At 48.7% G+C, this 19,733-nt stretch carries 19 protein-coding genes and 1 riboswitch; of the genes, 6 read left to right on the top strand and 13 right to left on the bottom strand.

Annotated elements, in window-relative coordinates; genetic code table 11:
* Window positions 1–77: 77 nt before the first annotated feature.
* A complete protein-coding gene (locus AAV35_RS01780; protein ID WP_008589354.1) occupies window positions 78–1,400 on the bottom strand; it encodes an ABC transporter substrate-binding protein in 1,323 nt (440 codons plus the stop codon).
* A gap of 311 nt (window positions 1,401–1,711) precedes the next feature.
* Window positions 1,712–1,912, bottom strand: coding sequence for a DUF2188 domain-containing protein (locus AAV35_RS01775; RefSeq protein ID WP_008589353.1), 201 nt, complete (start codon window positions 1,910–1,912; stop codon window positions 1,712–1,714).
* A gap of 155 nt (window positions 1,913–2,067) precedes the next feature.
* A riboswitch (SAM riboswitch) is annotated at window positions 2,068–2,178 on the top strand.
* Window positions 2,179–2,286: 108 nt separating this feature from the next.
* On the opposite strand from AAV35_RS01775, the gene metX reads away from it, so the two are divergent.
* Window positions 2,287–3,339 (top strand): homoserine O-acetyltransferase MetX, encoded by a 1,053-nt coding sequence (gene metX / locus AAV35_RS01770; RefSeq protein ID WP_040609275.1) that lies wholly within the window; start codon window positions 2,287–2,289, stop codon window positions 3,337–3,339.
* Between the two features lie 95 nt (window positions 3,340–3,434).
* Here metX and AAV35_RS01765 read toward each other — a convergent pair whose 3' ends face one another.
* The 8 genes from AAV35_RS01765 to AAV35_RS01730 form a co-directional block, all read right to left on the bottom strand.
* Window positions 3,435–4,697, bottom strand: coding sequence for a polysaccharide deacetylase family protein (locus AAV35_RS01765; RefSeq protein WP_082409511.1), 1,263 nt, complete (start codon window positions 4,695–4,697; stop codon window positions 3,435–3,437).
* Between the two features lie 73 nt (window positions 4,698–4,770).
* Window positions 4,771–5,472 (bottom strand): ribose 5-phosphate isomerase A, encoded by a 702-nt coding sequence (gene rpiA / locus AAV35_RS01760; protein ID WP_008589348.1) that lies wholly within the window; start codon window positions 5,470–5,472, stop codon window positions 4,771–4,773.
* Window positions 5,473–5,524: 52 nt separating this feature from the next.
* On the bottom strand, window positions 5,525–6,148 hold the full coding sequence (locus tag AAV35_RS01755; protein WP_008589347.1) for a response regulator transcription factor: 624 nt from the start codon (window positions 6,146–6,148) through the stop codon (window positions 5,525–5,527).
* Window positions 6,145–7,143 (bottom strand): sensor histidine kinase, encoded by a 999-nt coding sequence (locus tag AAV35_RS01750; RefSeq protein ID WP_008589346.1) that lies wholly within the window; start codon window positions 7,141–7,143, stop codon window positions 6,145–6,147. The genes AAV35_RS01755 and AAV35_RS01750 overlap by 4 nt, the downstream gene beginning before the upstream one ends.
* Window positions 7,140–7,844 carry a cell wall-active antibiotics response protein LiaF gene (gene liaF / locus AAV35_RS01745; RefSeq protein WP_008589345.1) on the bottom strand — a complete coding sequence of 235 codons (705 nt, stop codon included), beginning with the start codon at window positions 7,842–7,844 and terminating at the stop codon, window positions 7,140–7,142. The genes AAV35_RS01750 and liaF overlap by 4 nt, the downstream gene beginning before the upstream one ends.
* A gap of 60 nt (window positions 7,845–7,904) precedes the next feature.
* On the bottom strand, window positions 7,905–8,519 hold the full coding sequence (locus AAV35_RS01740; protein WP_008589344.1) for a PspA/IM30 family protein: 615 nt from the start codon (window positions 8,517–8,519) through the stop codon (window positions 7,905–7,907).
* 12 nt (window positions 8,520–8,531) lie between these two features.
* A complete protein-coding gene (locus AAV35_RS01735) occupies window positions 8,532–8,864 on the bottom strand; it encodes a lmo0954 family membrane protein (RefSeq protein ID WP_008589343.1) in 333 nt (110 codons plus the stop codon).
* Window positions 8,865–9,118: 254 nt separating this feature from the next.
* Window positions 9,119–10,201 carry a M24 family metallopeptidase gene (locus tag AAV35_RS01730; RefSeq protein WP_008589342.1) on the bottom strand — a complete coding sequence of 361 codons (1,083 nt, stop codon included), beginning with the start codon at window positions 10,199–10,201 and terminating at the stop codon, window positions 9,119–9,121.
* Window positions 10,202–10,338: 137 nt separating this feature from the next.
* Here AAV35_RS01730 and AAV35_RS01725 point away from each other — a divergent pair, with 137 nt between their 5' ends.
* Complete coding sequence (locus AAV35_RS01725; protein WP_008589341.1) at window positions 10,339–10,737, top strand: hypothetical protein; 399 nt, start codon at window positions 10,339–10,341, stop codon at window positions 10,735–10,737.
* 74 nt (window positions 10,738–10,811) lie between these two features.
* Here AAV35_RS01725 and AAV35_RS01720 read toward each other — a convergent pair whose 3' ends face one another.
* Window positions 10,812–13,016, bottom strand: a complete 2,205-nt coding sequence (locus AAV35_RS01720) for an MMPL family transporter (protein WP_008589339.1) — start codon at window positions 13,014–13,016, stop codon at window positions 10,812–10,814.
* 128 nt (window positions 13,017–13,144) lie between these two features.
* On the opposite strand from AAV35_RS01720, the gene AAV35_RS01715 reads away from it, so the two are divergent.
* Window positions 13,145–13,807, top strand: coding sequence for a TetR/AcrR family transcriptional regulator (locus AAV35_RS01715; protein ID WP_008589337.1), 663 nt, complete (start codon window positions 13,145–13,147; stop codon window positions 13,805–13,807).
* Window positions 13,808–13,818: 11 nt separating this feature from the next.
* Here AAV35_RS01715 and AAV35_RS01710 read toward each other — a convergent pair whose 3' ends face one another.
* Entirely contained in the window at window positions 13,819–14,412 is a 594-nt protein-coding gene (locus tag AAV35_RS01710) for a biotin transporter BioY (protein ID WP_008589335.1), read from the bottom strand.
* A gap of 77 nt (window positions 14,413–14,489) precedes the next feature.
* Window positions 14,490–16,733 carry an ATP-dependent DNA helicase gene (locus AAV35_RS01705; protein WP_008589334.1) on the bottom strand — a complete coding sequence of 748 codons (2,244 nt, stop codon included), beginning with the start codon at window positions 16,731–16,733 and terminating at the stop codon, window positions 14,490–14,492.
* A gap of 430 nt (window positions 16,734–17,163) precedes the next feature.
* On the opposite strand from AAV35_RS01705, the gene AAV35_RS01700 reads away from it, so the two are divergent.
* The 3 genes from AAV35_RS01700 to cysK are packed head-to-tail and all read left to right on the top strand — an operon-like array spanning window position 17,164 to window position 19,699.
* Window positions 17,164–18,069, top strand: coding sequence for an SGNH/GDSL hydrolase family protein (locus AAV35_RS01700; protein ID WP_008589332.1), 906 nt, complete (start codon window positions 17,164–17,166; stop codon window positions 18,067–18,069).
* A 20-nt stretch (window positions 18,070–18,089) separates the two neighbouring features.
* On the top strand, window positions 18,090–18,746 hold the full coding sequence (locus tag AAV35_RS01695) for a YpmS family protein (RefSeq protein ID WP_008589330.1): 657 nt from the start codon (window positions 18,090–18,092) through the stop codon (window positions 18,744–18,746).
* Between the two features lie 23 nt (window positions 18,747–18,769).
* Entirely contained in the window at window positions 18,770–19,699 is a 930-nt protein-coding gene (gene cysK / locus AAV35_RS01690) for a cysteine synthase A (protein WP_008589328.1), read from the top strand.
* The last annotated feature ends 34 nt before the right edge of the window (window positions 19,700–19,733 follow it).

The raw sequence follows: 19,733 nt of genomic DNA, 5'->3' as shown, positions 1-19,733 counted from the left end.
AAAAGCTCTTCTGTCGCCTTCAGTAACCAATAAGAGCGCTATAGTTCAGCGCTCTTTACCGGTCTTCTGTTATTTGCTTATTGTCTGGCTTCTTCCCAGGCATCAGTCGCCTGTTTCTCCACTTCTTCCCACGTTATATCACCGGCAAGATATTCCTGCATGGCGACGCCGAGAGCATCTTCTGTCCACGCTGTAGGAGCTCCGAGGAAAACCCAGCCGAGCGTATTACCTTCGTTCGCGTAATTGTATATTTCCTGGGAAATAGGATCTGCGATTTCCTGATCTTCGTACCCTTCGTAAGCAGGAATGAACTTGAATTCTTCCGTTACGAATTTCTTACCTTTGTCAGACGTGTACATCCAGTCGAGGAAATCTTTGGACGCCTGTACCACTTCATCTTCGGATTGCTTGTTTACCACCCAGTAGTTAGGCACGCCTACAGGAATACTTCCTTCATAACCTTCCACCGGAATAGGAAGAAGCCCGACATTGTTTTCGGCGAATTCCTGATCCATGGATTCGATCGTGTTGTACACCCAGTTACCCTGCTGAATCATCGCTACGTTTCCAAGAGAAAAGTGCTCTTCCACCTGCTGGGAATAATCGAGACTCAATACAGGCTGAATGGAATTTTCACTCTGAAGATCCGTGAACTCTTTCATCTGATCTCCCATTGCGAATTCCACAGTCTCCGCTTCATATGCTTCCATTACATCGTGATTGAACTCATCCGCCAGGTAGGCGTTTGCCAGGTGGTTACCCATAACCCACTGTTCTTTGCCGGGGAAAGCGAACGGCGCTTTGATTCCCAATTCTTCTTTATTGGAATTCAGGGTTTCCACGGCACCTTTCAGATCTTCCATCGTCTTGATCGAGGAAGCATCAATACCCGCTTCTTCGAAAACTTTCTTATTGTAAAGAAGTCCATAGCCTTCCTGGTTATAAGGAAGTCCGAGAACCTGATCGTCACGACTTACACCGTTCAACGTCCCCTCAAGAGCCGCTTCGGCAGCTTTCGTATCCGAAACGTCGGCCAGATATTCTTCGTACTCGTCCACGTCCGTCGGTCCGCCGACGTTGAAGACGTCAGGCTCTTCGCCGGAGGAGAAGGAAGTTTTCAGTGAAGCACCGTAATCGTTACCGCCACCGACGGTTTTGACGTTAATATTGACGTCCGGGTTCTCTTCTTCATACATCGATACAAGTTCTTCAAACTGATCTTTGAATTCCACTTTGAATTGAAAAACGTCAACCGTAACCGCTTCGCCGTTGCCGCCTTCTCCTCCACCGTCATTACTTCCGCCGGAAGATTCTTCACCTGAGCCGAACGAACAGCCCGCCAGCACACTTGAAGCCAATAGAGCCGTAGCAATCCCTGAATAAAACTTTTTCTTCTTCATTCCATACACTCCCTTTTACTGTTTCTGATTTTTTGAATCCGCTTACAACTTACACAAAAAAATAAAGGACGCCGGAAAAGTTTGTGCATTCGTTTGCAAAAATATCCAATAAATTACTCCTTCTCCTATGTAAAGAAAAGGACAGGTGACAGAAGCGATACTGTGAATTCGTTTGCACAGTTTCATTGTCTGTATCTTAGCACGATTACAAACATATTACAATAAGTATTCTGAAAAATATGTATCATATTATTTTTTCCATACAAAAAAAGCCGAAGGGGGTACCCTTCAGCTCTTTACGCATAATTAAATTAAAAGCTTCTTTCTTCTTGCACGTTATCGTCCTGATCGAGAATCAGAACTTTACTCGGAGAGTTCTTCTTCGCAATTTCTTCGGCTTTGCTGACTGCGGAATCAAAATCTTCGAAGAAATCCGTCGGAGCGATGTCTTCGATTTTAATGTACCAGCCGTTTTTGTCTTTGTTTTGTACTACGCTATATTCTTTTACCATAATTAATCCACTCCTCTTTTAATAATCGGATACTTTTGATTGTACCCCGCCTCTTTTTCCTTCAAACATATCTCAAATAGTCAGAAAATTAGTTGACATACCTTTCCTCTGGTGGTTATACTTCATAATAAGCTTAAATTGAATAGTTCGTGCGACTCTTATTAAGAGCGGCTGAGGGATTAGGCCCTGTGAAGCCCGGCAACCTTCAAACGTCAGTTTGAAAAGGTGCTACGTCCTACAGATCTTACTGATCTGAAAGATAAGAGGAGGCAATATATAATTCAGCCCTCTTCTTAACTTATCAGAAGGGGGCTTTTTCTATGTATGGGCTCCCCGGCCGCATTACCTATATAATTCCATTGGAGGGAAGACAGATGTCCGTCAATCATATCCGAACTTGTGAAACCGTTTATAAAGAAGTGTCGATCGGGGAGTTCATTTGCGAAACCGGTGAACGGCTGCCGGAAGTCACGCTCGCCTATGAGCAGGCCGGCAACCAGAATGCGCCCCTGCTCCTTATATGTCACGCTCTCACAGGCAATCAGTACACCGTTGGTACGGAAGAAGAACCCGGATGGTGGAGAGGTCTATTCGGAAAAGAAGGGATAGTCCCGGAAGAAGAATTTCAGACTGTCACCTTCAACGTACTTGGCGGCTGTCACGGCTCTACCGGCCCGGCGAGCGTAAACCCCGAAAATGGAGAGGTCTATCGTCTCGACTTCCCTTCCATAACAATCAGAGATATAGTACGGGCTCAGAAACGGGCTCTGGAAGTTCTCGGTTTCACGCACATACATGCCGTGCTCGGCGGGTCACTCGGTGGTATGCAGGTGTATGAATGGGGGCTTATGTATCCGGATGCGATGGATAAGCTGTTTATTCTCGCTTCCACTCCGGCCCTCAGCGATTATGGAATAGCATTCAATCATATAGGGGGAGAAGCGATAAAACGTGACCCGCAGTGGAAAAACGGTAATTATCAGTCGAATGAGGATCTGGACGGTTTCGAGCTTGCCAGAATGACGGGGATGGTCACTTACAGAAGCAGGTCCCTCTTCCACCAGCGCTTCAACCGCCGGCAGAACGAAGAGAATTATCATATCCAGTCCTACCTGGATTATCAGGGGAAGAAGATTAAGAAACGGTTTGATGCCAACAGCTATCTTTACCTTCTCGATGCCATGAACCATCACGACATCACAAGGAACAGAGGCACCCTTGAGGAGACGGCCCAACAGTACAGCGCGGACGTTTATACGATGAGCTTCGAGAAAGATCTCGTATACCCGAAGGAATCCATGGAAGAGTTTTCACTCCTTGCTCCTCACGCTCTGCATTTCCATATAGATACCGAATTCGGGCACGACGGCTTCCTTGTCGAATTCGATAAGTGGGGAGAGTTCATCAGATATCACTTACTGGTTTAGCGGCTGCGGAAGATCCTCTACCAGAAGAGGTCCGGAGCGCAATAAAAAACAGCACATTACCTCCGCCGGAAGTGTCTGTGCTGTTTATTAGAAAATTACATCCCGGCCAGCCGTTCTGCTCCGGACTCTTCCCTGCCTGTGTCCTTCTCCCGGCTCCCGGAGTCCTTCAGTTCAAGAAGCACTTCCCGTAAAAGCGCAGGAGTATTTTCATTCAATCCGCTTACGACAAGCTGCCCGTTCGAACGGGCGGAATTTACGAGCTGTTCCTTCACCCACGCCTCGGACTCCCCGGCCCAGTCAGGGCGGTTGATGAGTGCTTTTTCCGGACTGACCCTGTCGCCGGAGACCAGCACCTCCTGCTGACCTGTAATAGAGCTGAGCAGGTTCACGGAACGTTCCCGGTATTCGCTTTCTTTCTTCTCCGTGAGACGTTCCGGGAGCCTGTGGTTCCATGTATGAGCCACCACAGCGTGCCCCTGTTCTTTTATAGCTTCCACTGCGGCCGGATAACGTTCGACACGTTTGCCGATTAAAAAGAACACAGCTTTCCGGTCGTTCTTCTCCAGCACCCGGAGAATTTCTTCTGTCCTCTTCGGATGGGGTCCTCCCATCACTGCGACAGGATACTCTTCCAACATTTTTTCGGTAACGGGAATTTCGGTGATTTCTTTCTCCGCATGAAAACTCCCAGGTCTTTCCGTCATATCCGAACGCTTCTTCATGAACTTTTCTTTGAACCATTCCGGGTGCTCCTGTTTATTCACCCGTACGGACTGATTCCCCGCAAAGAAAGTGAAAGCGTCCCCTTCATACGTAAAGCCGTTAAGTTCCTTCTCCGATAGTTTGCGTTCAAAGGTGCGTTCCAGATAGTTCCGGATTTCTTCATAATCATTCTCACTCCGAAGAAAATGGGTAAGTGAAAGTTTCTTCCCGTTCGATTTCTCAAAATGCAGCACCGTTTCATCAAAAGCCTTACGCTTTTCCCCCCACGTCACCGTCTCGTTGAACTTGACTACATAAGTAGCGCTGTCTTCATAAACGACGTCGTAATCGATGTGGAGCTCCTGCACGGCAGAGATCCCTTTTTTCTTCACGCGTTCATAACTGTCTTTTTTGAATTCGGAACGCTGTTCATTCACGTAGTCCAGTACCGTCTGGTCAATCTGGTCATTCGGCGTTTCCGGGTAGTGCATCACAATGGAAAGTTTGTCGAATTTCTCAACTTTCGTTTCTATATCAGCTTCATACTTCTCATAATTCTCTTTTTTTACCGGTTCCTTTTCTTTTTCTTCACCGGCATTAGCCATAAGCGAACAGCCGCTCATCAATATGAAAAACCCCAGTATTAGTCGTCTCATTTTTCCCCTCAATATCCTGAAATATTACATCGCAAGATATATTGTAACACAACTGTAAAGAGGGGGAGAGAATTTATACGGTAAGAATTTCTACCGGATAGCCGATGAACAGTCCTGTTTCCACAACACCAGGCATTGCTTTAAGAGTACTTTCCGCGTCAGCGGGGATATCTTCAAAGGTTACATCCAGAATGATATTGCCTCCTTCTGTAATGACAGGGCCGTCTTTTTTCTCAGCCATCCGCATCTCGACACGCTTCACCGAAGATAAATTTCCGAGTCCTGTTTCCACCAGATGAATAGCTCTCGCATCCACTTCAATCGGCACAGCGAACTTCTCTCCGAGTCTCTCTACCATCTTGCTTTTATCTGCAAGAATGTACGTCTTTTCCGCGCTGGCCATCACGAGTTTCTCCCGGAGCATAGCTCCTCCGCGCCCTTTGATCAGTCGACGGTCGCCGTCCACTTCGTCCGCCCCGTCAAATCCCCAGTCGGGACGGGAATCTATAAGCGTCGTAGTTGCAAGTCCTAAGACTGCACAGTTTATTTCCGCTTCTTTGGAAGTGGGTATGCCTTTCACATCAAGCCCTTCTACGTTCACGCGTTCCGCAATAGCCTGCAGTGCCAGGAAAGCAGTGGAGCCGGAGCCGATGCCTATAACATCCTTATCTTTCACTTTTCCCGCTACCTGATCCGCCACCCGCTGTTTTTCTTCTCTGTTCGAAATATCTCCGGACCAATTCAACTGACCGGCTAACTGATTTGTCCATTGCATGACTATCACTCCCATTTGAATTGTATGCCTTTCCAAGTATATCAAATTCCGCTCACTTAATTAAATGATGCCTGAAAGCGTAAACGACAGCCTGGGTACGATCCTGGACTTCCAGTTTCCCGAGAACGTTGCTGACGTGTACTTTGACCGTTTTCGGTGCGATAAAAAGAAGGTCTGCGATTTCCTGATTCGTTTTGCCCTCCGCCATGAGCAGCAATACTTCCTTTTCCCGTTTCGTCAGCTGGTCATGCAGCGGTTCTTTCCTTCTTTTGCCCATCAGTTTCCCGGTGACTTCCGGTTCGAGTATCGACTGCCCTCCGTATGTAGCTCTTATCGCTCCGGCAATCTCATCGGCCGTCGACGTTTTCAACAGATAACTCACCGCCCCCGCCTCCAGTGCGGGGTACACTTTCTCATCATCGATAAAACTTGTAACGATAATGATCTTCGCCTCCGGCCACTCCGAAATTATTTTACCGGTAGCTTCGATGCCGTCCATCCCTTCCATGACGAGATCCATAAGAATAATGTCCGGTCTGCACTCGAACGCTTTCTCCACTCCTTCCTTTCCATTCGCCGCTTCAGCAACGACTTCTATATCCGGCTGAGCGGACAGATAGGCGGACACCCCGATTCTGACCATTTCGTGATCATCTACGAACAGGACCCGGATCATACTTTTTCCTCCCTTCCCTTCCGTGGTAATTTCACTTCCACCCTCGTACCGTCATCTTTTACGCTTACTATTTTCAACACTCCCCCTACTTCAAGAGCCCGCTCGTTCATGTTGACCAGGCCATAGGAATTCGTGCCTGCACTTTCCGTATCAAAGCCTTTCCCGTCATCCAGAACCCTGAGCAGAACGAAGTCATCTCTCTGCAGCAGCTGCACTGTAAGATGGTCAGCCTCGGCATGACGCAACGTATTCGAAACAGCTTCCTGAAGAATACGGAACAGCTGATCTTCCTCTCCTTTTTCAAGAGACACTTCCTCCAGCTGTTTATCCACCTGAAGAGGGACTTTCTGTGTCAGTTCCTCAAGAAGGTCTTTTGTTCCTTCCTTCAGCGTTTTTCCTTTTAACGGGACAGGCCGCAGATGAAGGAGAAGAGCCCTCATCTCAAGTTGGGACTGGTGGATCATTTGTTCCACCATACGGAGCTTGCTGTTTTCTTCCTGCTCACTGATTGCAGACATCATCATCGAAGCCGCGAACAGCTGCTGGCTGACCGAATCGTGCAGTTCCCGGGCCAGCCGGCTCCTTTCCTGAGTGACCACTTCCTGAATACTTCTTTCCCTTTCGTCCGCCCGTTCGGATGCCTGTTTTCGGGAAAGTTCCGTCTGCCGGCTCATTTTTCTTTCGATCGCTTCCAGACGGGCGCGCACTCCTTCCCCTGTCTCCTTAGCATCCACCGGAATGCCCTGCACCAGGCAGTCGAGCTGCCGGTAGAGATGTTTCTTCTTCTGTTTTTCCTGAACACCCTGAGCCAGCCCGGTGCCGATACCAAAGGTGAGGCCAGCCAGTACAGGGACGAGAAGGAAAGGCATATCCAGTACCTCTTTCCTGTACAGCAGCGACCAGTTCTCCGGAGGAAAAGTGAGGAAGGTAATGCCTGTCAGCAGAACGGAAAAAGAAATAAACAGCAGCACGTAGAATATAAGGTGTTTTTTCATATGCGCTTCACCTCAAGGTCTCCCGACAGAACTGAAGTGACAATCCGCACGCCAGGCTCTTTCCATCCGTAGTCTTCTGTCTGATAATGAACCGTTCCGTTCCACAGATGCGTACTCCGGTAATCGAAAATAGTCGCGCGCCCTATGAGAGCGCTGTGATGAACGAGCACTTCCGTTTCATACGGTACGTAAATTGTAAGTGTACCCGCCAAATGCCTGACGGAAATGATCGCTTTTTCCGGAAGTACGGTGTGGCTCAGGTCTATCGTTCTGTCACCGATGCCGCCGTGCACGTTGATATCGTTCCAGGCGTAAGCTTCGGGAGTCGTCTGATCTCCCCACATTTTCTGGCTGATTACCGGTTCCTTCTTCGGGGAAGGGGGTTCTCGAGAGAAAACGGGCCGGGCAGGATGTCGACCTGCCTGGAAGTAATTATAGAGGAAAAGGACGAGGAGTATAAAAAGGAGGAAGCGGACGACGGCCATACTTAAAATAGTCATAACGAGAGATACGAGCCCGATCCAGAACACTACCTTCCCGAATGCTCTGTCATAGGAACGGTGCCCGACATACACGAGGATACCGCTGAACAGCAGGGAAAAGAGAATTCCTCCATCAAAAAGAATGATTTCGGCTATAAGAAGTACCGCAGCAATGAGCAGAAGTTTATTAATCGTTTTCGTTCCCACTTTCTCAAACATAATAATCCTCCCCCCTACACAATACTCTCCCGTATCGGACGATACAGGAGAGATATTGGTTCACTGATTTTTTTCCAGCTGCCGGATCTTACTGTCGAATGTCGATTTCCGGTAAGAACGCTGAATCTGCTCCTCCAGCCTTTCCATGTGGCGATCCAGTTCTGTAAAACGGCTGTACGGCTGTTCGGACGCTTCTTTTGAAACACGGTCCATACGGTGATGGGCTCTCGCTATATTCTCGCGTCCCATCAGCTCCATACGCTTTACGTGCATATCCTTCAGTTTATGTTTCATTTCTTCATATTTGTGTTCAAGTTCCTGCAACTGCTGATCCGTTTCCTGCTTCGATTGTAGCAAACGTTCCGCCCGATTGGTATAGGCTTCCTGTTCCGCAAGAGCGAATTCTTTCATTTCTTCTTCTCCGGCATTTCCCGCTACGACAGCCTGCCGTTCCCGTTTTTCAGCCATGTTCTTCGCCTGCTCGTACTCATTTTCGAACTCCTGTTTCAGTTTGTACTGACGTTCAATCAGCTTCTGCACATTTTCCGTTTCCTGTTCGCTTTCTCTCAAGTACTGGTTCAGCAGGGCCATAGGATTTTTTTCTTCTTTTTTATCCAGAGCGTCGTGAATATCCGCCATAAAAGTGTCTTTCATTCTCGTGAATAGGTTCGTCATGGGTATCCCTCCTTATTGTAATTGTTTCCACTGTTTCTCGAAATTAGTGAACGGATCGTCCTCAGGTTCCGGTTCTTCTTTCTTCCAGCTTCTATAGACAAGGTACAGCCCGTAAGCAGCGGCAACCCCGATCAATGCCGGAAGGTGAGGCGTAATAAAAGCAAGAACCAGCAGTCCGACGATCAGCCATCCTATTTTCCCGCCGGCAGAATCCGTCCTGGTAAACTGTCTATAAACGAGATATAGCAGCCAGATCCCGACAGCAAGCATAATCAATGGTCCGAGACTTGCCAGAATAATCGCCAGAGCCGCCAGAGCTCCGATGAACAATAAGAACTGTTTCATACCATCTCCTCCTTCAACACTAATATTACGGCACTCCGGTACTTCCCGTAATGAGCCGGAGACATATCTTCCCCTAGGTCCGGAGGCGTATTTATTTCCTTTCTGTCCCGCAACCCCGTCGATCTGCGCGTTCCTGAGTGGAAAAGCAGCGCAGAAATAAACAGACACCGCAACGACCTCACGATAGTATGCGGTCACTGCAGTGTCTGCTATTTCTGATATTCATTCTGTTCCGGGCCAGGTTTCTTACCTGTTCAAATAATCCGCAGGTCTTTAGGAGTTTTCGTTAAAATTTCATATCCTCCCTCCGTAACAAGCACATCATCCTCGATCCGTACACCTCCGGTTTCAGGATCGTAGATACCGGGCTCGATCGTATACGTCATCCCCGGCTTCAGCACATCTTCATTCAGATGACTCATGGAAGGGAACTCATGGACATTAATGCCAAGACCGTGACCGATACGGTGCGGGAAGTAATCCCCGTATCCTGCTTCTTCAATGACATTTCTTGCCACCTGGTCAAGGTCTCCGATCCTGGTGCCAGGCTTACTTATATCTAGAGATGCCTGTTCCGCCCGCTTCACCGTTTCATATATTTCGCGCTGTTTTTCATCTACTTCTCCAAAGGCTACCGTTCTCGTTATGTCTGAAGTGTATCCTTCCCACACGACTCCGAGGTCGAACAGTACAAGATCGCCCCTTTTCAAAGTCCGGTCTCCCGGATTTCCATGCGGGTGCCCGGCCTTCTCGCCGAACAGAACCATCGTGGAGAAGGACATCTCCCGTACCCCCCGTTTCTTCATTTCGAACTCGATCCGGGCAAGGACTTCCATCTCCGAAACTCCTTCTTCGAGAGCCGCTATGCCTGCTTCCACTCCCTCATCGGCAAGAGAGGCCGCCTTTCTCATAATACTGATTTCCTTCTCGTCCTTGAGGAGCCGCTGTCGGTCGAGCAGTCCCGTGACGTCCCTGATTTCGGGAGTGGCGAAAGCTTCGATCAGCTGCCCGGCTCTTCCGTAAGAAAGATGCTCTTCTTCTATCCCGAGAGTATGTACAGATTCGTTATAATCCGCAAGCGCCTCCCACGGATTTTCATGGTCCTGATAGGCGATGATATCTCCTTTGAATCCGGTTTCTTTCAGCTGCCCTTTCTCCATTGCCGGCAAAACAGCCACCACTTTCTCATCCGGGAAAACGAGCAGACCAAGAAGTCGTTCGTGCGGGTCGGTCAGGAAACCGGTCAGGTAAAAGAAGTTCTCCTTCGAACTTACGAATGCCGCGTCCATGTTCTCTTTTTTCATACTTTCACAAAATGTTTCCATTCTTTGTGTCATTTTCATCCCTCCTCCCTTTATCCTATCGAACGAGCGGAAGATTGCCAACTTAATGATAAATTTTCGACAAATCCGTTTTTCATATCCTCACTCCGGAGCCAACGTGTATAATAGGCATGTAGAAAGGAGTGAAGTTTATGGATCGTACGCGTTTTCTCATAAAAACTTCAGCCGTTTATGCGTTTATCGGGGCATTTATAGGCTCTCATATGGCCGGAGGCGGCGGCCTGGAACTTTCCGCTATCCACGCTCACATTCTTGTCGTCGGGTGGCTGTCCCTTTTCGCTTTCGGCATTTTTTACAAAGTGTTTCCGATACCAAAAGATTCCAAACTCGCTATCGCTCACGTATGGGGGTCGTTCATCGGGGTTTTCGGACTGACTGTCGGAATGTGGCTTTACTACGCGAAGCCGTTCCCCGGCCTTGAAACATTCAGCACCGTCTTTTTTATTGTAGGCGGAACTATTCTGCTGATAGCTTTTGCTATCTTTCTCGTTATCGCCTTCAAGCACAGCAAATTTATTTCGGAAGACTAAAAAAAGCTGCCCGCCCGCTACTCCGTAAAAGTAGTGGGGGACAGCTTTTTTATTGCGCTTTTATATAGACGTTCCTATTCCTCCGGATCTTTTTTCATAGCGGGCCAGAACGCGTACTTACCAAGAACTTTCGTTATGGAAGGTACGAGGAACGGGCGCACGACGAACGTGTCGATCAGAACGCCTATGGCGGTCACCGTACCGAACTGGACGAGGACCTGCAGAGGCAGTACGGCAAGAACCGCAAACGTTCCTGCCAGAATCAGGCCGGCGGAAGTAATAACCCCGCTCGTACTGCTTACCCCGTTGCTGATGGCAGCATCGAGTTTCATCTGCTCCCTGTTCTTCCATATACTCGAAATCATAAATATATTATAGTCATTTCCGAGTGCCACCAGGAACACGAAAGAGTACAGAGGAATGAGTCCCTGCATTGCAGGCTCTCCCATGACGTAGTGGATGATGAGCCATCCGAGTCCGAGAGCGGAAAGATAGGAGAGACCGACAGTCAACAGCAGATATCCCATCGCCGTAATGGACCTGAGATAAGTGACGAGGATGAGGGCTATGATGACCAGAATTACCGGGATGACGATGTTCTGATCACGACTCGTCACTTTCTCCGTATCATACAGACCGGCCGTTTCCCCGTTGATCCATACCTGGTCTTCCGGGTCCTCCACTCCTTCTTCCTGAAGCCGGTCTTCCACTCTGTTCTTAAGCTCGGGAACGAAAGCCACGGCTTCCCTTGAATAGGGATCTATGGAGAGCGTGACGCTGTATTGTTCATACTCTTCGTTCTCTTCTCCTTTCTCCGCTTCCCCGACGGACTCCACCTCGTCGAGAGCTGCAATATCTTCCCGGAGAGAAACTTCCCTGTCCGATCGGATAAGCACCTGCATCGGTGCTACCGTACCTTCCGGATAGTGTTCGCCTATAATCGCAAATCCTTCGCGGGAAGGCATATCATCGGGAAAAGAATCGAACACTCCGTACGTATAGTTGATACGGGGGACGAACAAAGCAAGGATACCGAGCACTACTACCGTCACCGTGATAATGGTCCACGGTTTTCTCACCGTGATCCGACCCACCCATTCACTGAATCGGCTTTTCGTTTTCGGTCGTCTCACTTTTTTCCCTTTTTTATTTTCCAGTTTCTGAATCATTTCTTCTGTCCGCGGAATGAACGGAAAGAAAGCCGTTCTTCCAAGAAGAGCCAGAAGTGCGGGAAGAAGCGTCAGAACCGCTACAGCCATAACGATGATAGCCACACTGAACGGGACGGCGAAACGGTCGTAGGAAGCATATTGTGCCGCCACGAGCGTAAACAGACCTGCGGCTGTCGTCAGCGCACTGATCATAATCGCTCCCCCGGAATGAGCGATCGCTTTCGTAAGAGCGGTATATTTATTCGGTTCCATGAGAAGTTCGTCACGGTAACGGGTGATAAGGAACAGACAATAGTCCGTCCCGGCCCCGAACAGAAGTACAGTCATAATCGAGACCGCCTGGCTGTCGACGACGATCCACCCCTGGTCTGCCATAAATCCGAGAAGCGGACTTATTATACCGTAGGCGAAACCGACACCGATCAGCGGGACGACCGCCAGAATAGGAGAACGGTATAAAAGGACAAGCAGGAACAATACGAGAAGTACGGTAGAAATGAGCAGAGTGATATCAGCCGTACTGAAAAGCTCCGTGGAATCGATTTGTATCCCTACCGCGCCTGTATATCTGATATGCATACCGTCCTCGGATAAGTCCGTATCGAAATAGTTCTCTCCCGTGATTTCCGTAATCCGTTCCTGCAAGCTGGAAAGGACCGGCTGCAGATCGTCCGTGGTGACCTCCTCGCTGAAAAACACCGGTGTCGTCAGAGCCTCTTCGTCCCCGGAAGCGGAATCGAGCAGCGCCTGAGGCGGAAGTTCTCCGAAAGGAGGAATCATGGACTGGTATTCAAGCGGATCCTCATCCAGATTCTGATATAACGTATTTATGTTTTGCAGATCTTTCTGTTCGAGTCCGCCATCTCTGTGCCATACGAGCAGAAGAGGTACACCCGCATCATTCGGAAACTGTTCGTCTGCAATATTCGAAGCCTCCACCGACATCGTCTCTTCCGGCAAAAGCTGACTCCCCCCGGTTGTTTCGTCGTTCACCTGGGGCCACACGACAGAGACGACCGCTACGAGAGCAATCCAAATGAGGAGAGTCACCCACCTCGTTTTTGAACCCGCTATAGTCTTCCCCCAATTTTTCAGTAAGTTTTTCATGCCCTCACCTGCTCTTCCTTTTTTATTAGTTATTTATAATTATATATACTGGTCAGTTAATTATCTAGTAATTTTTTCTATGGTATAATCAAAAAAAACGTTTACGCATCAGGAAAGGAGGAGGGCTTATGCCGGAGGGACCAAAAAGATCTGTGGGCAGACCAAAGGTTTCCGAACAGAAACAGCCCACTTATGAAGCCATCCTCCAGTCTGCTTCCACTCTGTTTATGGAGTACGGATACCAGCGCGTGTCTATCGATGACGTAGCCGGACACTCCGGTGTGACGAAAGCGACTGTCTATTACTACTATGCCACAAAAGCAGACCTCTTCACTAAAACGATGGAACATACGATGGAGATGATAAGTCTCCAGATGGAGAAGATACTGAGAGAGGAAACGTCGCTCTACAATAAACTCCTGCGGATTGCGGATGCTCACCTGAAGGCTACCTTCCACATAGACATGGAGGGGCTTATGCGGGAGACGAGGTCCTCTCTGTCCGAAAAACAGAGAAAAGCTACGAAAAATGCGGAAGAAATGCTCCACACCACTCTTGAAAAAGCTTTTATGGACGCTGTAACTTCAGGGGAGATTCCGGAAGTGCCTTTAAAATTCGCCGTCCAGACGTACGTGACTCTGCTCCGGGTGGGGAATTACCGGGATCATGCCAACCTTCCTCTTTTTCCCACTACAGAAGAAACGGCAGAGACCCTTGTCACTTTTTACTGGAACGGACTGTTCGCCCGACCGCTGAATAATAATACTGATACCCATCCTTCTGAAAATTGAAACAGGCACCCTCACGTGGAGGATGCCTGTTTTTGATGTTGCCGCCATCTTGTATTCCTGAGATATGACCCTTCCAGACGGACCGCGGTGAGAGCCGCTACGAAAGCTAATGCTCCATCTTTCAGAAGAAACGGAAGCATACTCGCCCAGGCAGCAGTATAACTGATACCCGCACCTTCTCCGGCCCAAAGGGATAAAGCGGCGTAAAGCCAGGTGACTCCAATCAGATAATTTACGGCAAGACCGGCCAGAGAGGCCATTACATACTGATTGAAGGCCTGTCTCTTCTCAACGACCGCTCCCGCTGCATAAGCGATCCCCATAAAAGATAATACAAAACCGAAAGTGGGCGAAACAAAACTCCCGAGCCCCCCGCTAAAACCTGCAAATACGGGTACGCCGATCAACCCCACTACGGTGTAGACAAACATAGCGAATGCCCCGCGTTTTTTCCCGAGAATCAGTCCGCTTAATATAGCCACAAAAGTCTGAAGCGTAAGCGGCACTCCCATTACCGAAAGAAATGGTGCTATAGCAGTGATGTTTGCTCCGATGGCCATAAGAGCCACGAACATCGAACCGATTGTAATATCATATGTACGCATGTGTTAACCCTCCCGTTCGTTACGTTAACTTTAATAAAAAAAGTTTTTTGTGTCAACCTTGTTTTTCAAAGGTTAACTCATTTGTTTTTCCATTCTTCCGGGAGGAGCCCCCTGTACACCGGCGTCATAAAACGGTCATCGATAAACTGCAGCACTCCGTGATCTTCTTCGGACCGGATCAGTCTGCCTCCGGCCTGCAGAACTTTGTTCATACCCGGATAGACATAGGCATAGTTGTAGCCGTTCCTGTCCTGGTTTTCGAAGTAACGATGAATCAGCTCTTTTTCTATATCTCTCGGCGGGAGGGCCACCCCTACCACGGCAACCCCGCGCAGCCTGTCCCCTTTCAGATCGACGCCCTCCGAGAAAACACCCCCAAGGACGGCAAAGCCGATGATTTCACTTTCTTCGGTGAACTGGGCCAGAAACTCTGACTTTCTTTCCTCGTCCATATTCCGTTCCTGAACAACTATTTCCTTCCCCCATTCTTTAGCATAGGAGTGAATCAGTTCCAGATATGAATAGGAAGGAAAAAAGAACAGATGATTGCCCGGCCAGGTTTCTGTCTGTTTTTTTAAACTGTCACTCACGTCCCGGGCAGTTCTCTCCCGGTCCCTGAACCGGGTGGACAAAGGGGTGAATATCGTGTCGATCTGTTCTCTGCTGAAGGGGGAAGGCAACTTCAAAATATAGTCTTCAGGCGTCCCTCCGAGCATTTCTTTATAGTAAGCAAAGGGAGATAGTGTGGCCGAAAAATAGACAGAGAACCGGTAGGCATCGGTAATTCTCTTAACTACTGTACGCGGGTTGAGGCAGTAAAGCTTCAACTCTTCCTTTTCTTTACCGATGTAAACGAAGTTATCATCTTTCTGTTCAAGCATATTCAGGAAATGCTGGCTTCCGAAGTAGACGTTCATCACCGTCTCATTCTGTTCCTCCGGCAGCAGATCACGCAGGAATGACTCCGTTTCTTCCACAAATGCTTCGAGACGTTCTTCCATCACCCCCGGTATTTCATCGATAGAAACTTCCCTCTGGTTTTCCGGAAAGAGAGAACTGATGTCGGAGGCTATGGAAGCAGCCAAACTCCCTGCCCGGTCAGATTCCACCAGGGAGGGCAGCGTTTCAAAGTCAGAGGCGGAAAGGGAAGCGGAGTACATGTCCCGCGCCCGTTCCACGAGATTATGGGCTTCATCCACCAGCAGTCCCATTTTCTTCGTCCTGTCACGGGACAGTCTCTTCAGGGCGACTCTCGGGTCATACACGTAGTTATAGTCTCCGATTACGATATCAGCAGCATTCGTAAGGTCCAGAGAGTATTCGAACGGACAGATGTGGTGCTTTCTGGCATAGGTCTCAATCGTGCTCCGGTCCAGCAGCGACTCATTCGTAAGGATGTCCACCAGGGCGTCATTGATACGGTCGTAATAACCATCCGCAAAAGAACAGTATTCGGGCTGACATATCGTTTCTTCCTGAAAGCAGATTTTGTCCTTGGCCGTCAGTGTCACCGCAGTAAGGGACGCTCCCTCCTCCTGCATCAGACGGATCGCCTCTTCGGCCGTCTCGCGGGTCGTCGTTTTGGCCGTCGCATAATAAAGCTGTTCAAAATCTCCTTCTTCCATCGCTTTCACACCGGGGAACAGAGAAGAAATAGTCTTCCCAATACCTGTCGGTGCCTGGGCAAACAGGGTTCTTCCTTCCCTGGCGGTGCGGTAGACGCTCCCGGCAAACGTCCGCTGACCTTCACGGTACGAAGGATAAGGGAAGCCGAGTTTCGGAAGCGTTTCATGTTTTTGTGCCCGCATACGGACAAGAGTAAGGGCATAAGGTGTGTATGCTTCCACCATGAAACGGACTTCTTCCGCCAGCTGTTCCACAGTAAGATACCGCAAGTACCTGATTTTCTTTTTCGATGCTTTCTGTACGTAAGTAAGCTGAACATTGATACCCTCGAGCTGTTCCCGTTCACAATACATGTACGCATAGCCGTAAGCCTGCCCCCAGTGTTCGGGGAAAAAATCTTCCTCGAGTTCTTCCGCTTCCAGCGAAGTGGACTTGATTTCATCAATGACAAGCCCCTCCTCACTCCTCAACACCCCGTCACAACGACCGTGAATGTGAAGGGTCATCTCTTCCATTTCATACAGAAAGTCGAGATATACTTCTTTTTCCTCTGTCTCTTTGTATTCCTTCTGTACCGCCTGGTGGATGGCCGTTCCTTCACTCAGTGCTTTGGAAGAACGGAATTTTTCATCGATACTGCCACGTTTATAAGCATATTCCGCCAGCTCCCGAACGGAAATCTTCATCGATTTCATCACACATCACCCCATTTCCCTGTCGTATTTCGTATGTATATTATACACCCTCGGAAAAGTGATATAATAACAAAAGAAAGCGGAAGTTTCCGTTCAGAAACACTGGCGTAAGCAGAAATCTCACGTTCCGGGTGCTTTTCCCCGGAACTGAGAGGACTGCTTAGGTCACGAGTTTCTGGAAACTGCAGCTGGACTAAAACAGAAAGCGGAGACCCCCGCCTGGCTCCAAAGGCATAAGCAGGACTGCCGAAAAGGTGCCCTACCCTTTAGGGAGGAATGCTTATGACCAAAGGAGCCGGGGGTTGCAGCTGGACTAAAAAAGAAAGCGGAAGTTTCCGTTCAGAAACACTGGCGTAAACAGAAATCTTACGTTCCGGGTGCTTACAATAAAATCAATAAATGTAATAAATGAAATGTCGGGTGGATAGTAATGACAAAAAAATGGTGGATAATCGGAATTCTGGTACTCACAGTGGTCCTCGCCGGATTTCTGTGGTTCTCACTGACAGATTCAGATAAACAGGACGCTCCCTCCCCTCCCCGGACCGGTGAACCTTCTCAAGATGATGCATCAGGTTCCGATCCGGGAGACCGTAATGCAGAGGGAAAAGATGATATAAGTGAAAATATAAGAGAGTCTTTCTCTGACGCCCTCGATAGTGCAAGAAGCCTGTTTGTGCAACAGGACCTTCACATTACTGCACTGGGAGATTCACTGACGCAGGGAGTCGGTGATACGACGGATAATGGAGGTTATGTAGGTATTCTCGAGGAGTCCATTAACCAGAACAGTGACACAGCCGCAGAAACCGTCCAGGTCGATAATTTCGGAAAAAGAGGAAACCGTACCGATCACCTTCTGGAAAGACTGGACAATGAGGACTTGCAGGGATCCATCCGGGAAGCGGACCTTATTCTTATAACCATCGGCGCCAACGATGTGATAAAAGTAGTGAAAGATAACGTCACTTCTTCTCTTGATTACGAGCAGTTCGTCGAAGCGCAGGCAAATTACGAGCAGAACCTGCGCAGCATTCTCGAAAAAATAAGAGAACTCAACCCCGAGGCAAGTATTTACCTGCTCGGAGTATATAACCCCTTTGATAAATATTTCAAAGATATCCCCGAACTGAATCAGATTATAAGCGACTGGAACAGAATAAGCAGACAGGTACTTACCGAATTCGACAATACAGGGTTCATCCCTATCCGCGACATATTCGAAGGTGCTGACGAAGATATATTGTGGGAGGACAATTTCCATCCGAACGAAGCCGGGTATAAACGGATGGCCGAACGCGTGTTAGAATATATTAGAGAAGAGATTGAAGAATAGCAGTATAGGTGGAGTGTGCAGTGAAGAGATTGAAACACATTATTTTCGAAAATAAATGGCGCAGTGCTTTTTTCGGAGTCATTCTCCTTAATCTCGGCATTGTCCTCTGGGTGCTTGCTCTCATCTTCATCCCGACGGACTACGCCCTTGTCAATGTCGACAGAGAACGGACGAACACGGATGCCGAATTTACGATCGTCTCAACCAAGAAAAATCTGGAACAGTTAACGAATGAATACTTAAATGAAATGTCATCAAACACTATTTTCGATTATTCGATTTCCCTGGATAAATTCGTGAAACTCCGGGGAAATATCCGGGCTTTCGACCAGGTTATCCCCATAACGGTGGAACTTGAGCCGGTAGTGCAGGAAAACGGGGACCTCATTTTGGAACAGCAGGGTATTTCTCTCGGAAAACTTCCGCTTCCAAGCAATAAGGTGCTGGAGTTCGTCGCTGACAACTATGATCTTCCGGACTGGGTGCGGGTGAACCCTGAGGAGGAGAACATCTACGTAGCCCTTACGCAAATGGAGACGGAGAGCAATTTCCGGCTGGCGGCAGAACGTTTTAATTTGAATTCTGACCAGCTCGCCTTTAAAATAGCGGTACCTAAAGACAGTTTCGAACTTGCACAGAAAGTCGTAACCAACAACGATCTGGAATTTCAGAATTAATCCCGAATGAAGGATGTGAGCATATGGACGTAGTAAATAACATCGCCGATCTGATTGGAGATACGCCTCTTGTCAAACTGAATCGTGTGGCTCCGGAAAACGGCGCCACCATCTATTTGAAACTCGAAAGTTTCAACCCGAGCGGAAGTGTGAAAGACCGGGCCGCCTTTGAAATGATAAGACAGGCGGAAGAAGACGGTCATCTCCAGCCGGGGGCCACCATTATCGAACCGACAAGCGGAAACACCGGTATCGGCCTGGCGATGAACGCAGCAGCCCGCGGATACAGAGCGATTCTCGTCATGCCTGATACTATGACTCAGGAACGCATCAACCTTCTCAAAGCTTACGGCGCTGAAATCGTCCTTACTCCGGGGGAAGAAAAGATGCCCGGAGCTATCGCCAAAGCGAAAGAACTGACTGCAGAAATGGAAAACAGTTTTATGCCGATGCAGTTTGAAAACTTCGCCAACCCGGATGCCCACCGGCACACGACGGCAGTCGAAATCAAAGAAGCGATGGAAGCACTGGGAAAACCACTGTCCGCTTTTGTATCGACTGCAGGAACCGGCGGTACGATTACCGGAACCGGAGAAGAGCTGAAAAAATTCTTTCCGGAACTGAGCATCCACGTAGCAGAACCTGCAGGATCACCCGTACTCTCCGGTGGAAAACCGGGCAAGCATAAACTGGTCGGTACCAGCCCCGGGTTCATCCCCGATATTCTGAACAGGGAGATTTACGATGAAATTCTTCAGGTCACGGATGAGGACGCCTATGAAGTGACGCGAAGACTGGCCCGGGAAGAAGGCATTCTTCTCGGCACCTCAGGCGGCGCCAGCTGCTGGGCTGCGATGGAAGTAGCCAAAAGAATGAGCCCCGAAGATGTAATTGTCGTCATCTCCCCGGACACGGGAGAACGGTATCTCTCCGGAGACTTATTCCGATTTTAATACCTGGACAGCACAAACCCCTGAGCCGTATACA

Source organism: Salimicrobium jeotgali (assembly GCF_001685435.2).
In the GTDB taxonomy this organism is placed as follows: Bacteria; Bacillota; Bacilli; order Bacillales; family Halobacillaceae; genus Salimicrobium; species Salimicrobium album.
Note: the sequence above shows the minus strand (reverse complement) of the source record. Positions and strands in the feature narration are given on the sequence as shown.

What these genes read in the sequence shown, in the direction of transcription:
- AAV35_RS01750 (WP_008589346.1), bottom strand. Translation starts at nt 7,143, where the DNA reads ATGAAAAAACACCTTATATTCTACGTGCTGCTGTTTATTTCTTTTTCC.
- AAV35_RS01720 (WP_008589339.1), bottom strand. Translation starts at nt 13,016, where the DNA reads ATGAAAAACTTACTGAAAAATTGGGGGAAGACTATAGCGGGTTCAAAA.
- AAV35_RS01735 (WP_008589343.1), bottom strand. Translation starts at nt 8,864, where the DNA reads ATGAAACAGTTCTTATTGTTCATCGGAGCTCTGGCGGCTCTGGCGATT.
- AAV35_RS01740 (WP_008589344.1), bottom strand. Translation starts at nt 8,519, where the DNA reads ATGACGAACCTATTCACGAGAATGAAAGACACTTTTATGGCGGATATT.
- AAV35_RS01715 (WP_008589337.1), top strand. Translation starts at nt 13,145, where the DNA reads ATGCCGGAGGGACCAAAAAGATCTGTGGGCAGACCAAAGGTTTCCGAA.
- AAV35_RS01755 (WP_008589347.1), bottom strand. Translation starts at nt 6,148, where the DNA reads ATGATCCGGGTCCTGTTCGTAGATGATCACGAAATGGTCAGAATCGGG.
- AAV35_RS01775 (WP_008589353.1), bottom strand. Translation starts at nt 1,912, where the DNA reads ATGGTAAAAGAATATAGCGTAGTACAAAACAAAGACAAAAACGGCTGG.
- AAV35_RS01765 (WP_082409511.1), bottom strand. Translation starts at nt 4,697, where the DNA reads ATGAGACGACTAATACTGGGGTTTTTCATATTGATGAGCGGCTGTTCG.
- AAV35_RS01700 (WP_008589332.1), top strand. Translation starts at nt 17,164, where the DNA reads ATGACAAAAAAATGGTGGATAATCGGAATTCTGGTACTCACAGTGGTC.
- rpiA (WP_008589348.1), bottom strand. Translation starts at nt 5,472, where the DNA reads ATGCAATGGACAAATCAGTTAGCCGGTCAGTTGAATTGGTCCGGAGAT.
- AAV35_RS01725 (WP_008589341.1), top strand. Translation starts at nt 10,339, where the DNA reads ATGGATCGTACGCGTTTTCTCATAAAAACTTCAGCCGTTTATGCGTTT.
- AAV35_RS01705 (WP_008589334.1), bottom strand. Translation starts at nt 16,733, where the DNA reads ATGAAATCGATGAAGATTTCCGTTCGGGAGCTGGCGGAATATGCTTAT.
- cysK (WP_008589328.1), top strand. Translation starts at nt 18,770, where the DNA reads ATGGACGTAGTAAATAACATCGCCGATCTGATTGGAGATACGCCTCTT.
- AAV35_RS01710 (WP_008589335.1), bottom strand. Translation starts at nt 14,412, where the DNA reads ATGCGTACATATGATATTACAATCGGTTCGATGTTCGTGGCTCTTATG.
- AAV35_RS01730 (WP_008589342.1), bottom strand. Translation starts at nt 10,201, where the DNA reads ATGACACAAAGAATGGAAACATTTTGTGAAAGTATGAAAAAAGAGAAC.
- liaF (WP_008589345.1), bottom strand. Translation starts at nt 7,844, where the DNA reads ATGTTTGAGAAAGTGGGAACGAAAACGATTAATAAACTTCTGCTCATT.
- metX (WP_040609275.1), top strand. Translation starts at nt 2,287, where the DNA reads ATGTCCGTCAATCATATCCGAACTTGTGAAACCGTTTATAAAGAAGTG.
- AAV35_RS01780 (WP_008589354.1), bottom strand. Translation starts at nt 1,400, where the DNA reads ATGAAGAAGAAAAAGTTTTATTCAGGGATTGCTACGGCTCTATTGGCT.